The 23,546-nt window shown below is 70.1% G+C and carries 20 protein-coding genes, 2 tRNA genes and 1 other RNA gene; 9 read left to right on the plus strand and 14 right to left on the minus strand.

The features are described from left to right. The first annotated feature begins 139 nt into the window (after positions 1-139). Together ABZ795_RS13965 and ABZ795_RS13970 are read left to right on the plus strand one after the other, a co-directional pair. Positions 140-216 (plus strand) — tRNA-Pro (locus ABZ795_RS13965). A 126-nt stretch (positions 217-342) separates the two neighbouring features. Continuing rightward, positions 343-675: a hypothetical protein gene (locus ABZ795_RS13970; protein ID WP_327023721.1), complete on the plus strand. Its 333-nt coding sequence runs from the start codon at positions 343-345 to the stop codon at positions 673-675. Positions 676-732: 57 nt separating this feature from the next. On the opposite strand, the gene ABZ795_RS13975 is transcribed toward ABZ795_RS13970, so the two are convergent. Both ABZ795_RS13975 and ABZ795_RS13980 read right to left on the minus strand, forming a co-directional pair. After that, a complete protein-coding gene (locus ABZ795_RS13975) occupies positions 733-1,191 on the minus strand; it encodes a lamin tail domain-containing protein (protein ID WP_357530568.1) in 459 nt (152 codons plus the stop codon). Positions 1,192-1,459: 268 nt separating this feature from the next. Further along, complete coding sequence (locus ABZ795_RS13980) at positions 1,460-2,239, minus strand: phosphodiesterase (RefSeq protein ID WP_357530569.1); 780 nt, start codon at positions 2,237-2,239, stop codon at positions 1,460-1,462. Positions 2,240-2,434: 195 nt separating this feature from the next. Between ABZ795_RS13980 and ABZ795_RS13985 the strand changes: the two genes are divergently transcribed. After that, complete coding sequence (locus tag ABZ795_RS13985; protein WP_357530570.1) at positions 2,435-3,853, plus strand: sensor domain-containing diguanylate cyclase; 1,419 nt, start codon at positions 2,435-2,437, stop codon at positions 3,851-3,853. Between the two features lie 128 nt (positions 3,854-3,981). Here ABZ795_RS13985 and ABZ795_RS13990 read toward each other — a convergent pair whose 3' ends face one another. Both ABZ795_RS13990 and ABZ795_RS13995 read right to left on the minus strand, forming a co-directional pair. Continuing rightward, positions 3,982-5,046, minus strand: coding sequence for an aspartate-semialdehyde dehydrogenase (locus ABZ795_RS13990; protein ID WP_357530571.1), 1,065 nt, complete (start codon positions 5,044-5,046; stop codon positions 3,982-3,984). Positions 5,047-5,051: 5 nt separating this feature from the next. Beyond that, positions 5,052-6,317 (minus strand): aspartate kinase, encoded by a 1,266-nt coding sequence (locus tag ABZ795_RS13995; protein WP_327023715.1) that lies wholly within the window; start codon positions 6,315-6,317, stop codon positions 5,052-5,054. Positions 6,318-6,608: 291 nt separating this feature from the next. Between ABZ795_RS13995 and ABZ795_RS14000 the strand changes: the two genes are divergently transcribed. The 3 genes from ABZ795_RS14000 (at position 6,609) to leuA (ending at position 10,065) form a co-directional block, all read left to right on the plus strand. Further along, the gene (locus tag ABZ795_RS14000) at positions 6,609-7,433 is read left to right on the plus strand and encodes a hypothetical protein (RefSeq protein WP_327023714.1); all 825 of its coding nucleotides are present in this window, start codon (positions 6,609-6,611) and stop codon (positions 7,431-7,433) included. Between the two features lie 84 nt (positions 7,434-7,517). Further along, positions 7,518-8,066, plus strand: a complete 549-nt coding sequence (locus ABZ795_RS14005; protein ID WP_327023713.1) for a nitroreductase family protein — start codon at positions 7,518-7,520, stop codon at positions 8,064-8,066. Positions 8,067-8,286: 220 nt separating this feature from the next. After that, complete coding sequence (gene leuA, locus ABZ795_RS14010) at positions 8,287-10,065, plus strand: 2-isopropylmalate synthase (protein WP_327023712.1); 1,779 nt, start codon at positions 8,287-8,289, stop codon at positions 10,063-10,065. A 31-nt stretch (positions 10,066-10,096) separates the two neighbouring features. On the opposite strand, the gene ABZ795_RS14015 is transcribed toward leuA, so the two are convergent. Then, on the minus strand, positions 10,097-11,527 hold the full coding sequence (locus ABZ795_RS14015) for an MFS transporter (protein ID WP_357530572.1): 1,431 nt from the start codon (positions 11,525-11,527) through the stop codon (positions 10,097-10,099). Positions 11,528-11,689: 162 nt separating this feature from the next. On the opposite strand from ABZ795_RS14015, the gene ABZ795_RS14020 reads away from it, so the two are divergent. After that, positions 11,690-12,304, plus strand: a complete 615-nt coding sequence (locus ABZ795_RS14020) for an HNH endonuclease family protein (RefSeq protein ID WP_327027374.1) — start codon at positions 11,690-11,692, stop codon at positions 12,302-12,304. Beyond that, the gene (locus ABZ795_RS14025; protein WP_357530573.1) at positions 12,286-12,723 is read left to right on the plus strand and encodes a hypothetical protein; all 438 of its coding nucleotides are present in this window, start codon (positions 12,286-12,288) and stop codon (positions 12,721-12,723) included. The genes ABZ795_RS14020 and ABZ795_RS14025 overlap by 19 nt, the downstream gene beginning before the upstream one ends. Positions 12,724-12,781: 58 nt before the next feature. Here the strand turns inward: ABZ795_RS14025 and ABZ795_RS14030 are convergent, their stop codons facing one another. From ABZ795_RS14030 to ffs, 9 genes are all read right to left on the minus strand, one after another. Beyond that, positions 12,782-13,885, minus strand: a complete 1,104-nt coding sequence (locus ABZ795_RS14030) for an oligopeptide/dipeptide ABC transporter ATP-binding protein (RefSeq protein WP_357530574.1) — start codon at positions 13,883-13,885, stop codon at positions 12,782-12,784. After that, on the minus strand, positions 13,882-14,985 hold the full coding sequence (locus ABZ795_RS14035) for an ABC transporter ATP-binding protein (protein ID WP_357530575.1): 1,104 nt from the start codon (positions 14,983-14,985) through the stop codon (positions 13,882-13,884). The genes ABZ795_RS14030 and ABZ795_RS14035 overlap by 4 nt, the downstream gene beginning before the upstream one ends. 4 nt (positions 14,986-14,989) lie before the next feature. Further along, complete coding sequence (locus ABZ795_RS14040) at positions 14,990-15,958, minus strand: ABC transporter permease (protein WP_357530576.1); 969 nt, start codon at positions 15,956-15,958, stop codon at positions 14,990-14,992. After that, entirely contained in the window at positions 15,955-16,959 is a 1,005-nt protein-coding gene (locus ABZ795_RS14045) for an ABC transporter permease (RefSeq protein WP_327023706.1), read from the minus strand. Before ABZ795_RS14045 ends, ABZ795_RS14040 begins: the two co-directional genes overlap by 4 nt. 77 nt (positions 16,960-17,036) lie before the next feature. Beyond that, positions 17,037-18,701 carry an ABC transporter substrate-binding protein gene (locus ABZ795_RS14050; protein WP_357530577.1) on the minus strand — a complete coding sequence of 555 codons (1,665 nt, stop codon included), beginning with the start codon at positions 18,699-18,701 and terminating at the stop codon, positions 17,037-17,039. Positions 18,702-19,049: 348 nt separating this feature from the next. Then, positions 19,050-19,643: a recombination mediator RecR gene (recR, locus tag ABZ795_RS14055; protein ID WP_327023704.1), complete on the minus strand. Its 594-nt coding sequence runs from the start codon at positions 19,641-19,643 to the stop codon at positions 19,050-19,052. An 8-nt stretch (positions 19,644-19,651) separates the two neighbouring features. Beyond that, positions 19,652-19,960, minus strand: a complete 309-nt coding sequence (locus tag ABZ795_RS14060) for a YbaB/EbfC family nucleoid-associated protein (RefSeq protein WP_327027373.1) — start codon at positions 19,958-19,960, stop codon at positions 19,652-19,654. Between the two features lie 237 nt (positions 19,961-20,197). Further along, on the minus strand, positions 20,198-23,059 hold the full coding sequence (locus ABZ795_RS14065) for a DNA polymerase III subunit gamma and tau (RefSeq protein ID WP_357530578.1): 2,862 nt from the start codon (positions 23,057-23,059) through the stop codon (positions 20,198-20,200). 193 nt (positions 23,060-23,252) lie between these two features. Then, positions 23,253-23,342, minus strand: an RNA gene (gene ffs / locus ABZ795_RS14070) — signal recognition particle sRNA small type. 81 nt (positions 23,343-23,423) lie between these two features. Between ffs and ABZ795_RS14075 the strand changes: the two genes are divergently transcribed. Next, positions 23,424-23,508, plus strand: a tRNA-Ser gene (locus tag ABZ795_RS14075). The last annotated feature ends 38 nt before the right edge of the window (positions 23,509-23,546 follow it).

Consider the following 23,546-nt stretch of genomic DNA (forward strand, 5'->3'; position numbering starts at 1 on the left):
TGATCCACTCCGTTACGGCGATACGGCGGTAACCAGCCCCGGCTGACCCCGCATTCCGGCGTAACGGAGTGGATCACCGCTGGCCGGGGTACCGAGTTTGACCGTCGGAGCGGGTGGGCTACTATTTGTCGGCACGCCTCGGGGTGTGGCGCAGCTTGGTAGCGCGCTTCGTTCGGGACGAAGAGGTCGTCGGTTCGAATCCGGCCACCCCGACCAGAGGTAACAGCCATCAGGGCTGGCTTTCCGTCACGGAGAGCCAGCCCTGATGGCTTTAAGGCGTACCCCGGCGGCGGCCAGGGCTTGGACGGGCAGGCGGGCGGGATGCCGGGTAGCCTGACCCGGGTGCGGATCATCGCGATTGTGTTCGGCCTCGTTGTCGTGACGACCGCCGTCGTGCTGGTCTCCATGATCGTGACGGCCAACGCCCGACGACGAAGCCGTGCCCTGGAGGCCTCCGCCCGGTGGGCGGTACGTCACTACGCCATCCCGGGTCGCGGGCACACCGTCGTAGGGGTGGCGCTGACCGACTCCGAGGGCCGGATCCGTGGTGAGCATGTGGTCGCACGTATCCCGGACAACGCGCAGGACTGGCAGCGCGACTTCGTCGCCGCTCGGCAGGAGGCCGAGGAGCGTGCCTTCCACCTCAACATCGACCGGCCGCCGATCGAGGGCTGAATCCACGCGAGAGGCCCCGGTGCCGGCCCTCGGACGGGGCCGGCACCGCGTACGGGCTCAGCAGTTGGTGTAGCCCTTGCCCTTCTTGCTCCACGAGCACTTGTCGATCTGCTTGCCGCTGGCGTTTCGCAGGTACGCGGTGTCGCCGGTGTTGTTCCAGATGTAGTTGCCCGAGCCCCAGTACCGGGTGCTGGCGGTGTTCTTGCCCTTGCCGGTACGGATGATGACGCTCTTGCCCTTGCCGAGCTTGAAGTCGCCGCTGAACTTGTAGACGTGGTTGGCCTTGTCCCGCAGGGTCCAGTTCTTCAGGTTGATGGTGCTGGACCGGCGGTTGGTCAGCTTCACGTACTCGGCGTTGAGGCTGGCGTTCGAGCGGTTGTCCGTACCCGGCGAGTCGTAGTACACCTTGGTGATCTCGACCGCCGGGGTGGCGGCCTGCGCCGGGGTGGCGGCGACCAGCGAGCCACCCACCGTCATGGCAACCGCGGTGATGAGTCCGAGAAGCCTTCTCGTCATGCGTCTACCCCCACTGAGAGCGCCGTGAACGGCGCGGTTTGATCACGCCGACGCGCGTGACCGCAGCGAGGTTAGCGACGAAGCCCGGCGACGTGAACATCCACGAGGGTCGCGCCGAGGAATACGATCCGAGCGGCGGAACCGGGCCTCCGCCCGGCTCGCCTCAATCGGCCAATATGGACGGTCGCGATCGACCGAGGTCCAGATCCCCATCCGCCAAAGGGCGACCGCAGCCGACCGAACCGACTGCGGTCGACCAGAACGCTGGTCAGTACCCGCAGGTCATGCCGGCGGTGTGACTCACCTGCACGGTGTGGGTGACACATCCCCGGTCGCTGACCTGGTGCAGCAGCAGGGCGGTCGGCTCGGCCACCCAGCCGATCTGCTCCTCCTCCGTCATCGTCAGAGTGGCCTGCCGCCAGGTGCTCGGCGCGACCGTCAGCACCGTACCGGCGAAGGCGGTCGTCACCGGCCGGTGCAGGTGGCCCGCGGCTACCCGTACGACCTGGGGGTGGCGCAGCAGCACCTCGGCCAGGGCCTCCCCGTCGGTGAGGCGGATCTCGTCGGCCGCCGGAATCCCCACCTCTACCGGCGGATGGTGCAGGCAGACGATCGCCGGCACGTCGGGGCGGGCGGTGAGCACCCCGTTGAGCCAGTCGAGTTGCTCCGCGCCGAGTCGACCGGCATCCGAGCCAGGAACCAGCGAGTCGAGCATCACCAGGGTCAGCCCGGGCCGCTCGACCTGGTAGTAGGCCGAGAAGCCGCCCCCCAGGCAGGGGGTGCCACCGAAGGCGTCCAGCAGTGACTCCCGGTCGTCATGGTTGCCGGTGGTCAGATACAGCGGCAGCGGGAAGCGTCCGATCACCTCCCGCAGGGCGGCGTACTCGTCCGCTCGACCATGGTCGGCCAGGTCCCCGGTGATCACCACACAGTCGGGCCGGGGATTGAGCGCCAGGACCCTACCCAGGGCGTGATGCAGCCCGGCCACCGGCTCGGCGCCGAGCGCCCCTGCGGTGAGGTGCGGATCGCTGAGGTGGGCGATGAGCATGGAGAGCCTCCACTCGACCGGAACCCTCACGCTATCGCTGCGGCAGCCTCCCCGGGGGCCGGTCCACAGGCCCCGTCCACAGCCTGTGGATAGCACATGTGTACGAGCATCAGCCTGCTTCCGCACACCATGAGTACGCTTGATCAGCGCCCCGGTACCCGGCCGGGACCCCTACCTACCTGGAACGACGCACAAGTGGATCACCCGCAAGTCATCCGTGACGTCACGGTCCGTCTCTCTCTGGCGCCGACCGTCGCCGAGGTCTGCCAGGCGAGCGTCGACGCGCTGGCCCGCTACACCCCCGCGACCATCGCCGTCCTGCTGCACGTCAACGGCCGACTCCGCTGCGTCGCCGCCACCGGGTCCTGGCAGGTCTTCGCCACCGTGGCCCCGGACGCCGGGATCGTCGGCCGGGTCTTCACCGGCGGCAACCCGGCCATCGTCCCGGACGTCACCGCCGACACCGACCACATTCCGGTACGCCCCGACGTCACCGCCGAGGTCTGCGTGCCGATATGTGATCCGGCGGGCCGCCGCATCGGCGTACTCGATTTGCAGTGGACCGGCCCGGCCGACCTGGCCGCGTGGCGGGCGACCGCCGAGCGGGTAGCCGGCCGGCTGGGGGCCCGGATCATGGCGCTCGGCGGGCCGGCGGAGAGCTGCGGTGAGAAGCTGCTGCGGCACGCCACCGCGATGACCTCCGCCACCACCGAGTATGACCTGCTGGCCACCGCCATCCGGGCCGCCCGGGACGTGTCCGCCCTCGACACGGCCATCCTGGTGCTCGCCGGCCGCAGCGGGCCCCGGCTCAGCGAACCGACCGCCACCCCGGGCGAGTTGGAGACCCGGATGCGCGCCGAGCTGACGGAGGCCGGTCCGCAGGCGATGCGTGCCATCATCGCCCGAGCCCATCGGTACGGCGCCGGTCACACCCTCGGCGAGGCCGGTCACCCACCCGTCGAGGAACATGAGCCACTGGTCCGGGCCGGGGTACGCACCCTGGTGGCGGTGCCGGTGGGGCCGCCCGAGGGCGGTGGGGTGCTGCTGGTAGCCGACGAACGGCTGCTGCGCCCGGACTCCCAGACGGTCAACCTGCTGGAGCTGCTGGCCGGCCAGGCCTGGAGCTGCCTGGACCGGTTGCGCACCCTGGAGCGGTTACGGGAGCAGGCCAGCTCCGACCCCCTCACCGGGCTGCGGCACACCGGCCCGTTCGGGCAGCGGATCGCCACCGTCACCCCGGGGCGTACCGCCCTGCTGGCGATCGATGTCGACGGCTTCAAGACCGTCAACGACACGTACGGCCACCAGGCCGGTGACCGGGTGCTGGTCGGCCTGGCCCGGGCCCTGGAAGGCGCGCTGCGCCAAGGCGACGAGCTGTACCGCATCGGCGGGGACGAGTTCGTCGCGGTGATCGAGGTCAGCCGCCCCGAGGAAGCCGTCCGGGTCGCCGAACGACTAACCGCAGCCGCCCGCCGCATCGGCCGTACGATCAGCGTCGGAGTCGCCCTCCCCCGCCCCGGTGAGTCCCCCGAACTGACGCTACGCCGCGCCGACCAGGCCCTCTACGCCGTCAAACGCCAAGGCCGCGACGGCGTCCGCCTCTCCGCCGCCTAACCCCTCCCCACCCGGGCCCCCTCCCGCCCCTCTCCGCGTTGATCATGAGGTTAGCGGCAGTTGTCGATCTCCACACTGCCGCCAACCTCATGATCAACGCCGCAAAGGCGGGGGGCCGGGGGGGAGGGTTAGGGGTGGGTTGTTAGGTGTTTGGCTAGGAGTTCGGCTATTTGGGTGGTGTTCAGGGCGGCACCCTTGCGGAGGTTGTCGCCGGTGACGAAGAAGTCGAGGGCCCGGGGGTCGTCCAGGGCGCGGCGGATCCGGCCCACCCAGGAGGGGTCGGTGCCTACGGCGTCGATCGGCATGGGGAACTCGTCCGTGGCCGGGTCGTCGACCACGATCACCCCGGGGGCGTTGCGCAGCACCTCACGGGCCCCGTCGGCGTCGATCTCGGTGGCGAAGACGGCGTGTACCGCCACCGAGTGACCGGTCACCACCGGTACCCGGACGCAGGTGGCGGAGACCTTGAGGTCCGGCAACCCGAGGATCTTGCGCGACTCGTCGCGTAGCTTCATCTCCTCGGACGACCAGCCCTCGTCGGCCAGCGAGCCCGTCCAGGGCACCACGTTGAGCGCCAGGGGGGCCGGGAAGGGACCGAGGTCGTCGCCGACGGCCTGCCGTACGTCGCCGGCCCGGGAGCCTAGGGACCGGTCGCCGGCCACCTTCGTCAACTGGTCGTGCAGGGCGTCCGCACCGGCCCGGCCCACCCCGGAGACCGACTGGTACGAGGCGAGCACCAGCTCACGCAGCCCGTACTCGCGGTGCAGGGGAGCCACCGCGACGATCATCGCCAGGGTGGTGCAGTTGCCGTTGGCCACGATGCCGCGCGGCCGGTGACGCAACTGTTCGGGGTTGATCTCCGGAACCACCAGGGGGACGTCCGGGTCCATCCGGAAGGCGCCGGAGTTGTCCACCACGACCGCGCCCCGGCGGGCGGCGATCGGTGCCCAGTGCGCGGCTACCTCGTCCGGTACGTCGAACATCGCCACGTCGACGCCGTCGAACGCCTGCTCGGTCAGGGCCCGGACGGTCAGGTCCTCGCCCCGGCAGCGGATCGTCCGCCCGGCCGACCGTTCGGAGGCCAGCAGGCGGATCTCACCCCAGACGTTGCGCCGCCCGGAGAGCAGCTCGCACACCACCGTGCCGACGGCTCCCGTCGCCCCGACCACAGCCAGGGTGGGCAGCCCGGCCACCCGCGCTACCGTCCTGTCCCCGCGTACACCACAGCCTCAGTGTCGCCCCCGAGGTCGAATGCCTCGTGGATGGCGCGTACGGCGGCGTCCAGGTCGGTGTCCCGGCAGACCACGGAGACCCGGATCTCCGAGGTGGAGATCATCTCGATGTTGACCCCGGCCTGGCCCAGGGCGGCGAAGAAGCCGGCGGCGACCCCGGGGTGCGAGCGCATCCCGGCCCCGATCAGGGAGACCTTGCCGACGTGGTCGTCGTAGAGCAGGCCCTTGAAGTTGACCGCCTCCTTGATCTTGCTGAGGGCCGCCATCGCGGTGGGCCCGTCGGCCTTGGGCAGGGTGAAGGAGATGTCCGTACGCCCGGTGCCCTCGGTGGAGACGTTCTGCACGATCATGTCGATGTTGATCTCGGCACCCGCTACCGTGTCGAAGATCCGCGCCGCCGCGCCCGGCTCGTCGGGCACCCCGACGATCGTGATCTTGGCTTCGCTGCGGTCGTGGGCCACTCCGGTGATCAGCGCCTGCTCCACGGGAAGCTCCTCCATCGATCCGGTGACCATCGTGCCGGTGTTTGTCGAGTATGACGAACGGACGTGGATCGGCAGCCCCGCCCGGCGGGCGTACTCCACGCTGCGCAGGTGCAGGACCTTCGCACCGCAGGCGGCCAGCTCCAGCGTCTCCTCGTAGGTGATCTGCTTGATGTGCCGGGCGTTCGGCACGATTCGCGGATCGGCGGTGAAGATGCCGTCCACGTCGGTGTAGATCTCGCAGACATCGGCGTTCAGCGCAGCGGCCAGCGCCACCGCCGTGGTGTCCGAACCACCCCGCCCCAGGGTGGTGACGTCCTTGGTGTCCTGGGAGACCCCCTGGAACCCCGCGACGATCACCACCGCACCTTCGTCCAGGGCGCCCTTGAGCCGCCCCGGGGTGACGTCGATGATCCGCGCCCGGCCGTGCACCGAGGTGGTGATCACGCCCGCCTGGGAACCGGTGAAGGAGCGGGCCTCGTACCCCAGGTTGTGGATGGCCATGGCCAGCAGGGCCATGGAGATCCGCTCCCCGGCGGTGAGCAGCATGTCCAGCTCGCGACCGGGCGGCAGCGGACTCACCTGGTTGGCCAGATCGAGCAGTTCGTCCGTGGTGTCACCCATCGCGGAGACCACGACCACCACGTCGTCGCCGGCTTTACGGGCGGCCACGATCCGCTCGGCCACCCGCTTGATCCGCTCGGCGTTGGCGACGGAGGACCCGCCGTACTTCTGCACCACGAGTGCCACGACGGTGCACTCCCTCCCGGTTGCTCGGAGCGTGCCGGCAGGCTTTGGCGGCCGGCACAGGGGCTGAGCGTGCCGACGCCGCCGGCACAGAGGCTTGGCGTGCCGACGCCGCCGGCACCGGGGCCGGCGGCGCGGGTCGGACCAAGTCAGCGTATCGGTCCCCTCTGACCGCCGGGTCAGGTGATCCCACGATCCGGCCCAGGTACTGGGGTGAGGTGGCGCACGACACGCCGGAAACGGGTGCCCGCCCGGGGGTGTCCGCGCGACGCCCACAACGCCGAGAATGACCGGGTGTACGCCCACCGTCCGGCTCGCCGTCGGGTCGCCCCGCTCGTGCCTGCCCTGCCCGTGCTGACCCTGTCCGCGCTGCTCGCCGCCTGCTCGGCAGATCCGCCCGCCGACCCGACGCCGCCGACCTCGGCTCCCCGCCCGGTGGGGATGGACGCCGCCCGCGACGAGTTGGCCGCCCTGGCCGCCGCCGCCCAGGATCGGCACCTGGTCGCCCGCTACACCCTGCGGGTCGACGGGGCCGCCGACCGGTTGATCCAGGTGACCAGCGCGAACGACGGCAGCTGGCGGGTGGATGTGCCCGGCGGGGCCCTGGGTGGCCAGGCGGACATCGCCCTGGCGGCCACGACCGACGGGCTGTTCCAGTGCGCCCTGCCCACCCCGACCCGGCCGGAACCCCCGAGTTGCGTACGCCTCGGCGAGCGGGACGACACCCTGCCCCGGCGGCTGGACCCCCGGGTGCAGCACCCCTTCACGGACTGGCTGGACGTGCTGACCGACCGCCGGGCCCCGCTGTCCGTCTCGCCGGCCATGGCACCGGAGGGGGCCGGCGGCTCCTGCTACTCCGTGGAGACCACCGCAGCCTCGATCAATCCGCCGCTGGATGTGGGGATCTACTGCTTCGACGCCGACGGCACCCTGACGGCGGTACGCGCGGCCTTCGGCACCCTGATGCTGACCGGTACCCCGGAGCCGGCCCCGGCCTCGGTGCAGTTGGCCGGCCCGGTGGTGGAGGGGGACCCCCTGGGCCTGGCGGCCCCGGTCACCGAGGCACCCCCGACCGGTACCGGTGAATCCCCTGATCAGGAGGCCACCGGAACGCCCTGATCGGCCATCCGTTACGGGTGCTTTACCCCACATTCAGCTACCCGCAGCAAAGCGATCAAATGCCCCATAGGGGACACTGTTCGCATGACCAACCTCACCCCGCTGCTGGCCTTCCGGTGGAGCCCCCGGGCCTTCGACCCGTACGCCGAACTCTCCCCGGCCGAGGCGGCGACCCTGCTGGAGGCCGCCCGCTGGGCCCCCTCGATCGGCAACGGGCAGCCGTGGCGGTTCGCGGTCGGACACCGCGACGACGACACCTTCAAACGGATCCTGGTCAACCTGTCCCCGGACGAGCAGCGCTGGGCCGGGCGGGCCAGCCTGCTGGTGCTGGTCGCGCACACCCGCGCCGGCCACCCGACGGCCGCGTACGACCTGGGTCAGGCGGTGGCCCATCTCACCGTGCAGGCCACCGCACTGGGGCTGCACGTACGCCAGGTGACCGAGCTGGACCGCGCTAGCCTGGCGGCAGACCTCGACCTGACCGCCGACCTGCGACCGTACGTGGTGGTGGCGGTGGGCCAACTGGGTGATCCATTGAGCCTGCCGGCCGACCTGGTGGCCGAGGAGACCGGCCTGCGACACCGGCAACCCCTCGCCGAACTGGTCCTGAGCTGCGGAAACACGGCACCCTGAACGGGCGGATGCGAATTGCGTCTCATAGTGCGGACCCACCTTCCCACCTTCCGTCCCATCACGTAGGGTGACTCTGTCATGTGGCAGGCGAGCCTTCTTCTTGGTCGCCGCGACGAGGCCTGAAGGCCGGCACCTCGTCGCGGAGTCGAACCGCGCCGCCAGCACGTCCCCGGATCCCTCCGCTCGGCACATCGCCGCCGACAGCCACTGCTGACGTCACATGACCCAGGAGAACTTCGCCATGGCCCACCAAGCCAGCACCACCGACATCGATTCCGATCAGATCGCCCGGCAGCAGCCCAGCCGGATGCCGTTTCGCCGGTACCAGCCGTACCAGCAGCAGTTCCGCATCGACCTGCCGAACCGCACCTGGCCCACCCGGCACGTCGAGGCCGCCCCCCGCTGGTGCGCGGTCGACCTGCGCGACGGTAACCAGGCCCTGATCGACCCGATGTCCCCGGAGCGCAAGCGCCGGATGTTCCAACTGCTGGTGCAGATGGGCTACAAGGAGATCGAGGTCGGCTTCCCGTCGGCCAGCCAGACCGACTACGACTTCGTCCGGCAGCTGATCGAGCAGGATCTGATCCCCGAGGACGTGACGATCCAGGTGCTCACCCAGTGCCGGGAGCACCTGATCGACCGGACCTTCGAGTCCCTGCGGGGCGCCCGCCGGGCGATCGTGCACTTCTACAACTCCACCTCGACCCTGCAGCGTCGGGTGGTGTTCGGGCTGGACCGCGACGGCATCGCCGACATCGCCACCACGGGCGCCCGGCTCTGCCAGAAGTACGCCGAGATCCACACCCCGGACACCGACATCCACTACGAGTACTCCCCGGAGTCGTACACCGGCACCGAACTGGAGTACGCCCTGGAGGTCTGCGCGAAGGTCATCGAGGTGATCGACCCGACCCCGGACCACAAGCTGATCATCAACCTGCCGGCCACGGTCGAGATGGCCATGCCGAACGTGTACGCCGACTCGATCGAGTGGATGCACCGGCACCTGCCCCGCCGGGACAGCCTGGTGCTCAGCCTGCACCCGCACAACGACCGGGGCACCGGGGTGGCCGCCGCCGAGCTGGGCCTGCTGGCCGGGGCGGACCGGATCGAGGGCTGCCTGTTCGGCAACGGCGAGCGCACCGGCAATGTCGACCTGGTGACCCTGGGGCTGAACCTGTTCTCCCAGGGCATCGACCCGATGATCGACTTCTCGAACATCGACGAGATCAAGCGGGCGGTCGAGTACTGCAACCAACTGCCGGTGCACGAGCGGCACCCGTACGCCGGTGACCTGGTCTACACCGCCTTCTCCGGCTCCCACCAGGACGCCATCAACAAGGGCTTCGCCGCGCTGAACGCCGACGCGGCGGCGGCCGGGGTACCGGTCGACGACTTCACCTGGGCGGTGCCCTACCTGCCGATCGACCCGAAGGACCTGGGCCGCAGCTACGAGGCGGTCATCCGGGTCAACTCCCAGTCCGGCAAGGGCGGGGTCGCGTACATCATGAAGACCGAGCACCAGCTGGACCTGCCCCGCCGGCTCCAGATCGAGTTCTCCGGGGTGGTGCAGCAGGTCACCGACCACGACGGTGGTGAGGTCGGCCCGGACACCATGTGGCAGATCTTCGCCGGGCAGTACCTGCTCGACCACCAGAGCGACCCGAAGGTGACCCTGACCGAGTACGCCATCGGCACCACCGACGGCAAGGTCGAGGTCACCGCGCAGGTAGCCCTCGCCGGGGAGCCGCAGACCCTGAGCGCGATCGGCAACGGTCCGATCGACGCGTACGTCAACGCCCTCGGCTCGACCGGGGTGGCGGTACGGGTGCTCGACTACCACGAGCACGCCCTCTCCTCCGGCGGGGACGCCCAGGCCGCCGCCTACGTCGAGTGCGAGGTCGACGGTCGTACGGTCTGGGGGGTCGGCATGGACGCCAACATCGTCACCGCCTCCATCAAGGCGGTCACCAGCGCCGTCAACCGCGCCCACCACTGAGCTGCCAGGGGAGGGCCGTTGCGGCCCTCCCCTACTCCTTGCGGGGTGGGCGGTGGACGAGCAGGGCGGCGATGACCGCCCCGATCAGCAGCAGCCCGGCGCACCAGAGCAGGGCACCCCGGTAGGCGGCGGTCAGTTCGGCGCGCTGCTCGTACCCGGTGCCGGAGAGCCCGACCAGCAGCGGCAGGGCGGCTACCGCCAGCAGCCCGCCCACCCGGGAGGCGGCGTTGTTGAAGCCGCTGGCCACCCCGGCGAACCGGTCGGCGACCGCGGCCAGCACGGAGGCGGTCAGGGGTGCCACCACCATGGTCAGGCCTACCCCGAACACCACCACCCCGGGCAGCACCTGCCGCCAGTACGAGGCGCCCGGGCCGACCTCGCGCAGCAGCAGCAGACCGACCGCGGCCAGGGCCGGCCCGACGGTCAGCAGCAGCCGTGGCCCGATCTTGGTGGAGAGCGCTCCGGCCGCCGGTGAGCCGACCAGCAGCAACAGGGTCATGGGCAGCAACGCCAGACCGGTCCCCAGCGCCGACCAGCCGACCACGTTCTGCAGGTAGACCGCGATGAAGAAGGTGAACCCGCCGAGGGCGGCGTAGACCAGCACGGTGAAGATGTTCAGGACGGAGAAGAGTCGGCTGCCGAACAGCCCGGTGGGCAGCATCGCGGTCTCCCCCCGCCGCCGCTCCACCAGGACGAACACCACCGCGGCCAGCACCGCCACCAGGGCCGCCCCGACCACCGAGGGGGCACTTGCTCCCCGCTCCGGGGCGTCGACCAGGGCGTAGGTGATCCCGGCCAGGGCCAGCGCCCCCCACAACGCCCCGGCCACGTCGAACCGCCGGCCCGCCCCCCGGGTCCGTGAGGTGCTCTCGTCCCGGCTCTCCGGTACCCACCGCAGGGCGGCCAGCACCACGAGCACGGCCAGCGGCACGTTCAGGAAGAAGATCCACCGCCAGGAGAGGGCGTCGATCAGCCAGCCGCCGATGAAGGGCCCCAGGGCGGTGGAGACCCCGGACAGGCCGGACCAGGCACCGATCGCCTTCGCCCGGTCGTCGGGGTGGAAGCTGGCTTGCAGCAGCGACAGGGAGCCCGGGGCCAGCAGGGCGCCGCCGACCCCCTGGAGCAGCCGGGCGGCCACCAGCCAGTCGGTCCGCAGGGCCAGGCCACAGAGCACCGAGGCGCCGGTGAACCAGATGACCCCGAGCAGGAAGATCCGCCGCCGGCCGAACCGGTCCCCCAGGGCACCCCCGAGCAGTACGAAGGCGGCCAGGGTGAGCAGGTACCCGCTGACCGTCCACTGTAGGCCGGCCACGGAGGCGCCCAGATCGGCGCCGAGCCTGGGCAGCGCCACGTTGACCACGGTGCTGTCCAGGAAGACCATGCCGGAGGCGAGTACGGCGGCCGCCAGGGTGCCCCGGCCGGCTGCCGTGTTCATCCGGAGCACGCGTACGGGTTCAGCCATGTCTACCAATCTGCCGTGCACCATCTGCCAGACACCACGAAACGCCAAAACACCGTACGGGTACTGTGCGGGATCGGCGGATGCCCGCAAGCTGGAGAGGTGTCGTCTGTGCGTACCAGATCAGGACCCCGCGCCCTGGGGGCGCTCGCGCTGGTCGCGGCGCTGACCTTCGGCGCGGCCGGGTGTGTCCCGCTCGAAGAGGAGCCGGGCGCGCGACCCAGCAGCGGCGGTGGTGGTGGCACCGCCGACCAGATGCTCTCCCAGCTCACCGTCGCCGAGGCGGGCTCGATGCGCGGCTACAGTCGCAAGCGCTTCCCGCACTGGCGCAAGACCGGCCAGAACTGCGACGTCCGCGACACCGTGTTGGAACGGGACGGCAAGGGCATCGAGCATTCCGGCTGCAACGTCGTGGGCGGCCAGTGGGAGAGTGTGTACGACGGCCGCAGCTTCACCGATCCGTCGCAGGTGGACATCGACCACATGGTGCCGCTGGCGAACGCCTGGCGATCCGGTGCCGACGAGTGGGATGACACCAAACGGGGTGATTTCGCCAACGACCTGGACCGGCCGCAGCTTTTCGCGGTTTCCGCCTCTTCCAACCGGGCAAAGGGTGACCAGGATCCGTCCCAGTGGAAACCGCCAAGCCAGTCGTACTGGTGCCAATACGCCGGGGACTGGGTGGCGGTCAAGCACCACTGGAAGCTGACGGTGACCAGTGCCGAGAAAGCCGCGCTGGCCGACATGTTGGAGGGCTGCACATGGGAGAGCAAGCCGTAGCCGGGGCCGACGGCGGCTCGACGCCCGAGCAGGCGCCGGATTCCGGCGCAGCGGAGGCGACCGGCAGCCCGGGACCGACCACCGCGGGGATGACCGCGGACGGCACCGCCGCCAGCGAGGTCGCGGTGCCGGGCGCGGGAATGACGGCCGACGCCGAAGCCCCGGCCGGTCCGCAGAGCCGCACCACGGACATCGTGCCCGGCCCGGGCGGGGTGATGACCGACGAGGTCGGGGTGGTCACCGGCGAGTTGACCCTGCGCACGGAGTTCGCCGACGGGCAGGTCACCCTGCATGTCCAGTACAAGGACGCGGACGAGTGGTACGTGGTCAGCGGCGGCAAGGCCGCGCTGGAGGCCGCTTCCGGGCTGGACGCGGTGCACAACATCGCGGTCGGCCTGCTGAACCGCCCCGAGGGCTGAACCCCGCAGACGTGGACAGCAGCCCCTTCCGGTGCGCGTACCGGAAGGGGCTGCTGCTCTACACGAAGGAGCCGGGCTCGCTGGGGGCGGAGACCACCTCGGGTTCCTCGCCCTCGCCGGCCGGCCGGACGATCTCCACGCTCACCTTGTGCGGACGCAGCTCGCCGCTGGCGATCCGCTCGGCGAAGTGGCAGGCGACCCGACTCTCGCCGATCTCCCGCAGCACCGGACGCTCGTCCGCGCAGCGGGTCGGCTGGGCCCACGGGCACCGGGTGTGGAAGCGGCAGCCCGCCGGCGGGTTGGCCGGTGAGGGCAGGTCACCGGCGAGCAGGATGCGCTCCCGACGGTCCTCGACGTCGGGGTCCGGCACCGGCACCGCCGACATCAAGGCCCGGGTGTACGGGTGCAGCGGCTCGGTGTAGAGCCGGTCCCCCGGGGCCTCCTCGACCAGGGCACCCAGATACATCACTCCGACGGTGTCGGAGATGTGCCGGACCACCGCCAGGTCGTGCGCGATCACCAGGTAGGTCAGGCCCAGGCTGTCCTGCAACTCGTCCAGCAGGTTGACCACCTGCGCCTGGATCGACACGTCCAGCGCGGAGACCGGCTCGTCGGCGACGATCAGCTCCGGCCCCAGCACCAGGGCCCGGGCGATGCCGATGCGCTGCCGCTGGCCGCCGGAGAACTCGTGCGGGTAGCGGGACAGGGCCCAGCGGGGCAGCCCGACCTTGTCCAGGGTCTCCGAGATGATCTTCCGGCGTTCCTCCCGGCTGCCCCCGATGCCGTGGGTCTGGAGGCCCTCGGTCAGGATCGACTCGATGTTCTGCCGGGGGTCCAGGCTGGACATCGGGTCCTGGAAGATCATCTGCATCCGCCTGCGCATGGCGCGCAGCTTGTTCGGGGCCAGGGTGGTCAGCTCGACACCGTCGAAGCTGACCTGCCCGGCGGTCGGCGGGTTGAGCTGGAGCAGCGCCCGCCCGAGGGTGGACTTGCCGCAACCCGACTCGCCGACCAGCCCGTAGGTCTTGCCGCGCGGGATGCGCAGATCCACCCCGTCGACCGCCTTGACGTGGCCGACCGTCCGGTCGAACAGCACTCCCCGCTTGATCGGGAAGTGCACCTTCAGGTCCCGTACCTCGACGAGGATGTCGCTGTCGGTCATGGCTTCTCCTCCTCGCGCGGCGCCGGCACCTGGCCACCGGCCGAGGTCGCCTCGCCGGTAGCCGCTGGGTCGACCGGGTCGACGGGTGCTGCCGGGTCGACGGGTGCCGCTGCCGGGGTGGCGCCCGCCGGCGGGGCCGGGTTGACGCAACGGTAGCTGTGACCGTCGTGCGCCGTCACCAGCTCCGGCGGCTGCCCCACACAGGCATCCACCTGCCGGGTGCAGCGCGGCGCGAAGGCACAACCCTCCACCCAGGGCAGCAGATCCCGTACCGAGCCCGGGATGGGGGTGAGCCGCTCGCCACGTCCGGCGTCCAGCCGCGGCACCGACCCGAGCAACCCCACGGTGTACGGGTGCCGGGGCTCGCGGAACAGCGGACGCCGTCGGGCGGTCTCGACCACCCGGCCGCCGTACAGGACGTTGATCGTGTCGCACATGCCGGCCACCACACCGAGATCGTGGGTGATCATCACCAGGGCGGTGCCGGAGTCACGGACCAGGTCCTTGAGCAGTTCCAGGATCTGCGCCTGGATGGTGACGTCCAGGGCGGTCGTCGGCTCGTCGGCGATCAGCAGGCGGGGCTGGCAGGCCACCGCCATGGCGATCAGGGCCCGCTGCCGCATCCCACCGGAGAGCTGGTGGGGATATTCCTTCAGCCGCCGCTTCGGGTCCGGGATGCCCACCCGGTCCAGCAGTTGAGCGGCTTCCTTCGCCGCCGCGTCACCCTTCATCCCGCGGTGCCGGGTCAGCACCTCGGTGACCTGGAGGCCGATCGGGATGACCGGGTTCAGCGAGGAGAGCGGATCCTGGAAGATCATCGCGATGTCCCGGCCCCGGATGTCGCGCCGGGATCGGTCGTCGAGCTGGAGCAGGTCGGTGCCGTCGAAGACGGCCTTGCCGCCCACCGACAACCCGGGCTGCTTGGGCAGCAACCCCATGATGGCCAGCGAGGTCACCGACTTACCGCAGCCGGACTCGCCGACCAGGCCGACCACCTCACCGGCGTCGACCGTGAAGGAAACCCCGTCGACGGCGCGTACGGTGCGCTGACCGCGCCGGGCGAAGCTGACCGAGAGGTCTTCCACTTCAAGGAGGGCCATTGTTCTACTTCCGCAGCTTCGGGTCGAGGGCTTCACGCATCGCCTCACCGAGCAGGGTGAAGCCCAGCGCGGTGATGATGATGGCGACCGCCGGATAGATAGCCAGAGCGGGCCGGATGCCGAGCCACGGCTGCGCGTCGGCCAGCATCACGCCCCACTCGGGTACGGAGGAGTCCGGGTTACCGAGGCCCAGGTAGGACAGGGCGGCGGCCTCGATGATCGCGGTGGCCAGGGTCAGGGTGGCCTGCACGATGACCGGGGCCAGCGAGTTCGGCAGCACGTGCGCCACTGCGATCTTCGGCTTGCTGACGCCGAGGGAGGTGGCCGCCAGCACGTATTCCTTGTTCGACTGGACGATCATCGAACCGCGCAGCAGCCGGGCGAAGACCGGCACCGAGACCATACCCACGGCGATCATGACGGTGATCAGGCTGGGCCCGAGCAGGGCCGCGATGCTCACCGCGAGCAGCAGGCTGGGCAGGGCCAGCAGCATGTCGATGAAACGCATCAGGGTGGTGTCCACCATGCGGCCCCAGCGGCCGCCGAGCCCGGCGGCGGCACCCGCCACCCCACCGATCAGCGCACCGATCGCCAAACCGATCAGAGTGGCGACCACGCCGACCAGCAGGGTCTGCCGGGCTCCGATGATCATCCGGCTGAAGACGTCCCGACCCTGGTGGTCGTAGCCGAGCCAGTGTTCCGAGGAGGGGCCGGGGATCAGGCCCTGCCCCACCTTGACCACACCCTCGCGGATGCCCATGGTGTCCTTCGGGCCGTACGGCACGAAGAACGGTCCGACGATGGCTACCAGGACGAAGATGGCCAGGATGACCGCGCCGACGATGGCGGCGGGGTTACTCCGCAGCCGGCGGAACGCGTCCTGCCACAGGCTTACCCCGCGCTCGTCCTCCCGGGCGGCCAGTTCGGCGAGGCGGTCGATCTTCTCGCGCTTCTTCCCGCTGATGATCGTCATCGGACCCTCACCCTCGGGTCGATCAGGCTGTACGAGAGGTCCACGATCAGGTTCACCAGTACGTAGACCACTGCGATGATCATGATGAAGCCCATCAGAACGGGATAGTCACGGTTACTGATGGACTCGGCGAGGAAGGCTCCGATCCCGCTGAAGGCGAAGACAGTCTCGGTGAGCACCGCCCCGGAGAGCAGGCCGCCGGTGAGCAGACCGATCGAGGTGGCCACCGGCAGCATCGCGTTGCGCAGCACATGCCGACGGCGTACGACGTTCTCGGTCAGGCCCTTGGCCTCGGCGGTGCGGACGAAGTCCTCGCCCAGCACCTCCAGCACACTGGCCCGGGTGATCCGGACGATGATCGCCAACGGGATGCTGGCCAGGGCCATGCCCGGCAGGATCAGATGCCAGAGCGCATCGGCGGCGGCGTCCCACTCCCGGGTCATCAGCCCGTCCAGAACGAAGAAGTTGGTGATCCGGGTGGCCCCGAGGATCGGGTCCTGGCGACCGCTGGAGGGGAACCAGCCGAGGTTCTCCGAGAAGATCGCCTTGAGCACGTACGCCAGGAAGAAGACCGGGATGCAGATGCCGATCAGCGACCCGCCGACGGACGCGTAGTCGAGGAACCGGCCGCGCTTGCGGGCGGCCAGGTAGCCCAGCGGGATGCCGATGCCGATCGCGATCACCATGGCGGTGATGGTCAGCTCGATCGTGCCGGGGAAGCGCTGGAGGAACTCCGTGGTCACCTCGCGCTTGGTGGAGATGGAGGTGCCGAGGTCGAGGCGGACCATCCGCTTCACGAACCGGCCGTACTGGATCAGGATCGGCTCGTCGAGGCCGAGGTTACGGCGGATGGCGGCCCGCATCTCGGGCGTACCCCGCTCGCCGAGGATGGCGGTCTCGGGGCCACCGGGCAACCGCCGGAGCCAGATGAACAACAGGATGGAGAGCCCGAACAGCGTGGGTATCAGCTGTAGTAGGCGTCTGACGATGAACCGGAACACGGCCGCCTCGTGGGTGTGCTGAGGATCGCGGGCGGACGCTGTGGGTAACAGCGCCCGCCCGCGGTCGGTGCTTCAGGTCAGGACTTGAACTCGGCGGTGGAGAACCGCTCGTCGGTGAGCGGGCTCGCCTTGACCCCGGTCACGTCCTTGCCGAACACGATGGCCGGCGGCGAGTGCGAGATCGGCACACCGGGCAGGAAGTTCATGATGTCGGCGTTCAGCTCCTTGTAGAGCGCGATCCGCTCCGCCATGTCGGCAGTGCTGTCAGCCTTCTTGAACTTCTCGAACAGGGCCGGGTTGTTGAAGCCCCACTCGTCCTTCTGCCGGTCGAAGAAGGTACCGATGAAGTTGTAGCCGTCGCCGTAGTCACCGGTCCATCCGAGGAAGTGGATGTCGTGCTTGTCACCGGAGGTGGTGGCGTTGAGGTAGTCCGGGCTCCACTTGAGCGGGATCGCCTCGATCTTGATGCCGGCCGCCTGGAGGTCCGCCGAGACCAGCTCGAACAGGTCCTTCGGGTTCGGCATGTACGGCCGGGTGACCTCGGTCGGGTAGTGGAACCGCAGGGTCAGGTCGGAGGCACCGGCCTCGGCCAGCAGGGCCTTGGCCTTCTCGACGTCGTAGTCGTACTTGGTGACGTCGCCGTTCCAGCCCTCGACGGTGTCGGGGAAGAAGTTCACCGCGACCTGAGCGCCCGGGGGCAGCTTCGAGTCGACCAGGGCCTGGCGGTTGATCGCGTGCGCGAGCGCCTGCCGGACCTTGAGGTCGGCCAGCTTCGGGTTCCCCTTCTGGTTGATCGCCAGGTAGAGGATGTTGAAGGCCGGACGGGTCAGGACGTTGAAGCCCTCGCCCTTCAGCGGCTCCACATCGGCCGGACCAACCAGGTCGTAGCCCTGGATGCCGCCGGAACGCAGCTCCTGCTTACGGGCGTTCTCGTCCGAGATGGTCTTGAAGATCAGGCTCTTGAGCTTGGCCTTCTCGCCCCAGTAGTCCTCGTTGCGCTCCAGGGTCAGCGTCTTGTTCGGAACGTCCCAGGACTTGAACTTGAACGGACCGGTACCGGTCGGGTGCGCGGTCGCGTACGCCGGGTACTTGATGTCATCCGCGCTGCCGGTGATGTTGCTGGCCTCGTACTGCTCCAGCGCCTTGGGGCTGTGGATGGAGAAGGACGGCAGCATCAGCGCGGCCGGAATCTTGCTGGAGACCCGGGTGAAGGCCAGGCTGACCGTGGTCGGGTCGGTGGCGGTGCAGGACTTGAAGAGGCTCTCACCGAGGGTGGGGTCCTCGTTGGCGGCGTAGCCGCCCATGATGTCCTGCCAGTACGCGGTCACGTCCGGGCTCTGCATCAGACCCTTGGCGTTGTACCAACGGTTGAAGTTGTAGCAGACGGCCTCGGCGTTGAACTCCTCGCCGTCGTGGAACTTGACGCCGGAACGCAGCTTGAACGTCCAGGTCGTGCCGGCGGCGTCCGGCTCCCAGGACTCGGCGAGACCGGGGCTGACCTTGGTGCCGCCCTCCTCCGGGCGTACCAGGGTCTCAAAAACCTGACGGGCCACGCGCAGCGATTCACCGTCGCTGGCGAGGCTGGGGTCCAGCACCTTCGGGTCTCCGGCAACGCCGAAGACAAGGGTGTCCTTCTTACTACCGCCGGAACCTTCTTCGCGGTCGCTTTCGGCACAGCCTGCTACCGCGAGGGCCGCGGCCGCCATGGCCGCGATAGCGACCTTCGGCCTGGATGCACGCATGGTGCTTCACCTCGTCCTAGGGGGTACGGACAACGTGGTGACAGGGTCACCGCTGGCGGTGACCATAGCTCCCGTTCGGACAGAGCGGAAACGTCACGACAGGCTCTTGGTACCGGATCGTGTCCTTAGTGACCAGCCGCTGTAATACGACCCCTCGGACTATCGGACAAACGGCTCAATAAGCCCACGCCAATCGATATCATTCTGTTACATCGATCGACCGCCGGATCAAGGCGCTGTCACACCCCGGCGGCCCCGCCGGGCCGTGCCCGCAGCACGCGGACACGGCCCGCAAGGTCTCCCGTGGACTCCCACACGGGCGCCTCTTTAGACGGTTCGGTAACCGATTCAGACGGCCCGACGCCCCTCAAAGGCACGCCCCAGGGTGATCTCGTCGGCGTACTCCAGGTCGCCGCCGACCGGCAGGCCACTGGCGAGCCGGGTCACCGAGATCCCCATCGGCTTGACCAGCAACGCCAGGTAGGTAGCGGTCGCCTCACCCTCGGTGTTCGGATCGGTGGCCAGAATCAGCTCACGGACCACCCCGCTACCGAGCCGGGTCATCAGCTCCCGGATCCGCAGGTTGTCCGGACCGATGCCCTCCAGCGGATTGATCGCTCCACCGAGCACGTGGTAGCGCCCGCGGAACTCACCGGTCCGCTCGATCGCCACGACGTCCTTCGGCTCCTCGACCACGCAGACCACCTCGTCGCTGCGGCGCGGGTCGCGGCAGATCCGGCACTGGTCCGACTCGGCGACGTTGTAACAGTTGGTGCAGAACCGCACCAACTCCTTGACCTTCCGCAACGCCCCCGCCAGCCGATTGACGTCGGCCGGGTCCGCGGACAGCACGTAGAAGGCGATCCGCTGGGCACTCTTGGGACCGACCCCCGGCAGCCGACCCAACTCGTCGATCAGGTCCTGGATGGCACCCTCGTACATCTGCGGGCTCAGAACCCGGGCAGGCCGAGGCCGCCCATCCCGCCCGCCACCGGGCCCATCTTCTGCTCGGTCAACTGGCGGGCCGCCTCGCTGGCGTTGTTCAGCGCCGCGACGACCAGGTCCTCCAGAGTCTCCACATCCTCCGGGTCGACCGCCTTCGGATCGATCTTGATGCTCTTGATCTCGCCAGCACCGGAGACCGTCGCGGTGACCAGACCACCACCGGCGGTGCCGGACACCTCGGCCTCGGCCAACTCGGCCTGCGCCTTGGCGATCTGCTGCTGCATCTTCTGCGCCTGCTTCAGCATCTGCTGCATGTTCGGCTGTCCACCAGGCCGCACGACGGCTCCCTATGACTCGGCTACGTAATTCACGCCCACCCTAACCGCCCCCACCGACCCCACCCCACCACCGCACACCCCCACCACCCTCCCCCGCCGATCTTGCACTTTCGGTCGCCTTATTGCCCCCGAACACGGCATTTGCCCCGACCAAAAGTGCAAGATCGCCGGAGAGTGGGGGTGGCGTGGGTGTGGGGTGGGGGTGGGGGTGGGTCAGCGGGTGTCGGATTCGCTGATCTTTTCGGTGCCGGCGAAGGCTTCGCGGAGCAGGCGTAGCGCCTGTTCCTCGCTCGACTGGCGGGCGGTCTTCTCATCGATGATCTCGTCCAGGGGCTCGTCGCCCGGGTCGAATCCCTCGTAGGCGGCCGTGGGGGCAGCACTGACGCCGCCGCCGCCGCGCAACGGGCCGTCGAAATCCGGATCGTACGGCGGCTCGCCGGCGAACTCGGCGTCCGCGGTCTGCCGGGCCGCCTGGCTGGTACGGGTACCCCGTCCGGCCGCTGCCGCACGGGCTGCCGCGATCGCACTGCTTGCCGGGGCGCTTCTGCCGCCTCCGGGGGCCGGTACCTCCGACCGGGTCGTCCTCGCCCCTGCTGCGACCGCAGTCCCGGTACCCGCCCGCGTGCTCGGCGCCCCGCCGGCAGCCGACCCGACCGGTCCTGCCCCGCTCGCCTGGGCCCTGGCGGTGGCCGATCCGGCCGACTGTGCCCCGCCGTCAGCGGGCCCACCGAACTGTGCCCCGCCGGTAGCCAGCCCGCCGGACTGCGCTCCGCCGGACTGCGCTCCGCCGGAGGCCGGACCGCCCGGCTGCATCCCGCTAGTAGCGGATCTGCCCAACCCGGTTGCGCCGGACCGACCTGCTTGGCCCGGGTCCACTGCAGTCGACCGGGCTTCGCCGGAAGCACCGTTCGTGGAGGTACCGGAGCCGACACCACTGGCGCCACCGGGGCGCGCCGCCTCCGGCCAGTCGTTGTCCGCCTCGCTCGCCTCGGCAGTGCCGGTGGCGGCAGCGCCGCCGGGGCGGGCCGGTTCGGGCCACCCCTCGTCCTCCTCGGCCGGAGCCCCGGCCGCTGCGGAACCCGCCGGTCCCCCGGCCATTGCGGGACGACCCGCCAGTCCGTCGGCCGCTGAAGGATCCGCCGATCCTCCGGGCGCTGCGGGGTGACCTCCGCCCTGGGCCCCGGCCGACGGGGTCGAAGCCATCGGTGGTGCGGCGGGGGTCGTGCCGTTCGAGGGTGCTGGAGACTGGGGACGCGACGGGGCGGTGGCGCGCGGGTTGCCGGGTGACATTCCGCTCCGCTCGCCGGCCACCTCGAACCGGATCTGCCAGCGTCCGCCCAACTCCTCGTAGAGCGCGTCCGTGAGCACCTGCGCGTGGTCGGACATCATCCGGGCCAGTACGGCCGACTTCACGGTCAGTACGAGGGTGTCGCCGTCGAGGTCGCGTACGACCGCGTCACGCATCAGCGCCGCGATCTTCTTGTTGCTCCGGTTGACCTTGCCGACCACCTCCGGCCAGACCCGCCGTACCGCGACCGCGTCGAGCACCCCGGGAGTCACCGCACCCGGTCGGGGCGGCTCGGGGGTGACCGGATCGGGCATCACGGCCGAGGGCGGAACCTGCCGACGTGGGGCAGGTGCTGCCTCGCCCGCCGGGACCGAGCCGTTGTCGGCCGCAGTCCCGGCCTGGGGCGCTCCGCCGTCGTGGCGGGCGGCACTTCCGGCCCGGGTCTCGGGAGCCGGCGAGGCAGCCCGGGTCACCCCGGCGCCGTTGGCGGTAGCCGACGCGGCAGCGGCGGTGGCGGCCCGGGTCGCGGCGGCAGCCGCGGGCGGGGCGGGAGGCTGGGTGCGTACCGTCGGGGGGGTTGTGGCCGACGCGGAGTCGGCGGCGGCCGACGGGGTTTCCGTGCCGGCGAGGGTCAGCCGACGTTCCATGCGTTCCAGGCGGTGGAGCAGGCCGCCGGTGGAGTCGTCCACCCCGGGCAGCAGCATCCGGGCGCAGATCAGCTCCAGCAGCAGCCGGGGGGCGGTCGTACCGCGCATCTGCACCAGGCCGTCGTGCACGATGTCGGCACACCGGGACAGGGTGCCCGGACCCAGCCGCTGGGCCTGGGCGGTCATCCGCTCGATCTGGTCGTCCGGGCCGTCGATCAGGCCCTTGGCGGCGGCGTCCGGCACCTGCTGAAGCACGATCAGGTCACGCAACCGCTCCAGCAGGTCCGAGGCGAACCGACGCGGATCGTGCCCGGCCTCGGCCACCCGGTCGACCGTGGCGTACGCGGCGGCGCCGTCCCCGGCGGCCAGGGCGTCGCACATCTCGTCGATCAGCGCCGAGTCGGTGACACCGAGCAGCGCGGCGGCCCGCGCGTAGGTGACACCGTCCGGACCGGCACCGGCGATGAGCTGATCGAGTACGGAGAGACTGTCCCGGGCGCTACCCCCACCGGCCCGTACGACCAGCGGAAACACCGCCGGCTCGACCTGAACCCCCTCGGCCTGGCAGAGCTGCTCCAGGTAGGGCCGCAGCACCTTCGGCGGGATCAGCCGGAAGGGGTAGTGGTGGGTCCGCGACTTGATCGTGCCGAGGACCTTCTCCGGCTCGGTGGTGGCGAAGATGAACTTGACGTACTCCGGGGGCTCCTCCACCAGCTTGAGCAGGGCGTTGAAGCCGGCCGACGAGACCATGTGCGCCTCGTCGATGACATAGATCTTGAAGCGGCTGCTGGCCGGCGCGAAGAAGGCCTTCTCCCGCAGCTCACGGGCATCGTCCACACCACCGTGGCTGGCCGCGTCGATCTCGATGACGTCGATCGAGCCGGCCCCGTCGCTGCCCAGCGAGCGGCACGACGCGCAGACCCCGCAGGGCTCCGGGGTGGGACCCTGCTCACAGTTGAGGGAGCGGGCCAGGATCCGGGCGCTGGAGGTCTTGCCACACCCACGCGGCCCGGAGAAGAGGTACGCATGGTTGAGCCGCCCGCTGCGAAGTGCCTGCGACAGCGGCTCGGTGACGTGCTCCTGCCCGATGACCTCGGCGAAGGTACGCGGCCGGTACTTGCGGTAGAGCGCCAGTGCCACGGCGTCCCGCCTCCTCTCGACCGCGCCATTCTCCGCCGCCCACGCCCGACTGACCACCCACCCCGCCGGGCCCAGAGCTGAGATCGACTCCGTTACGCCGTTGTGGGGGCATCGACGGGCCAGGGACACCCCCACACCGCCGTAACGGCGTCGATCACGGGGCCTTGAGGTCGATCATGGGGCCTTGAGACAGAAAGGCCTCCCGTGCACCCGGCAGAGCTCGCTTATCCTTGCTGCCTTCCGGCCCTGGGGAGGTTCACGAGGTACCGCCGCACGGGAGGTAGCCCCAGCCTACCCGACCCCTCGTCGATCTTCAGGGGGTGGTGGGGTGGGCAACGTCTCGGGGACCTGTATCCTGGCTCGCGGAGGATTCGCCTAGAGGCCTAGGGCGCACGCTTGGAAAGCGTGTTGGGTTAACACCCTCACGAGTTCGAATCTCGTATCCTCCGCTCGCAAGAGCTGCACGAACGACAGGGCCGGCCCCCAA

This window comes from Micromonospora sp. NPDC047134 (assembly GCF_040643455.1).
In the GTDB taxonomy this organism is placed as follows: Bacteria; Actinomycetota; Actinomycetes; order Mycobacteriales; family Micromonosporaceae; genus Micromonospora.

What these genes read in the sequence shown, in the direction of transcription:
- ABZ795_RS13975 (WP_357530568.1), bottom strand. Translation starts at nt 1,191, where the DNA reads ATGACGAGAAGGCTTCTCGGACTCATCACCGCGGTTGCCATGACGGTG.
- ABZ795_RS14025 (WP_357530573.1), top strand. Translation starts at nt 12,286, where the DNA reads ATGGGAGAGCAAGCCGTAGCCGGGGCCGACGGCGGCTCGACGCCCGAG.
- ABZ795_RS14005 (WP_327023713.1), top strand. Translation starts at nt 7,518, where the DNA reads ATGACCAACCTCACCCCGCTGCTGGCCTTCCGGTGGAGCCCCCGGGCC.
- ABZ795_RS14050 (WP_357530577.1), bottom strand. Translation starts at nt 18,701, where the DNA reads ATGCGTGCATCCAGGCCGAAGGTCGCTATCGCGGCCATGGCGGCCGCG.
- ABZ795_RS14035 (WP_357530575.1), bottom strand. Translation starts at nt 14,985, where the DNA reads ATGGCCCTCCTTGAAGTGGAAGACCTCTCGGTCAGCTTCGCCCGGCGC.
- ABZ795_RS14040 (WP_357530576.1), bottom strand. Translation starts at nt 15,958, where the DNA reads ATGACGATCATCAGCGGGAAGAAGCGCGAGAAGATCGACCGCCTCGCC.
- ABZ795_RS14015 (WP_357530572.1), bottom strand. Translation starts at nt 11,527, where the DNA reads ATGGCTGAACCCGTACGCGTGCTCCGGATGAACACGGCAGCCGGCCGG.
- ABZ795_RS13980 (WP_357530569.1), bottom strand. Translation starts at nt 2,239, where the DNA reads ATGCTCATCGCCCACCTCAGCGATCCGCACCTCACCGCAGGGGCGCTC.
- recR (WP_327023704.1), bottom strand. Translation starts at nt 19,643, where the DNA reads ATGTACGAGGGTGCCATCCAGGACCTGATCGACGAGTTGGGTCGGCTG.
- leuA (WP_327023712.1), top strand. Translation starts at nt 8,287, where the DNA reads ATGACCCAGGAGAACTTCGCCATGGCCCACCAAGCCAGCACCACCGAC.
- ABZ795_RS14060 (WP_327027373.1), bottom strand. Translation starts at nt 19,960, where the DNA reads ATGCAGCAGATGCTGAAGCAGGCGCAGAAGATGCAGCAGCAGATCGCC.
- ABZ795_RS14030 (WP_357530574.1), bottom strand. Translation starts at nt 13,885, where the DNA reads ATGACCGACAGCGACATCCTCGTCGAGGTACGGGACCTGAAGGTGCAC.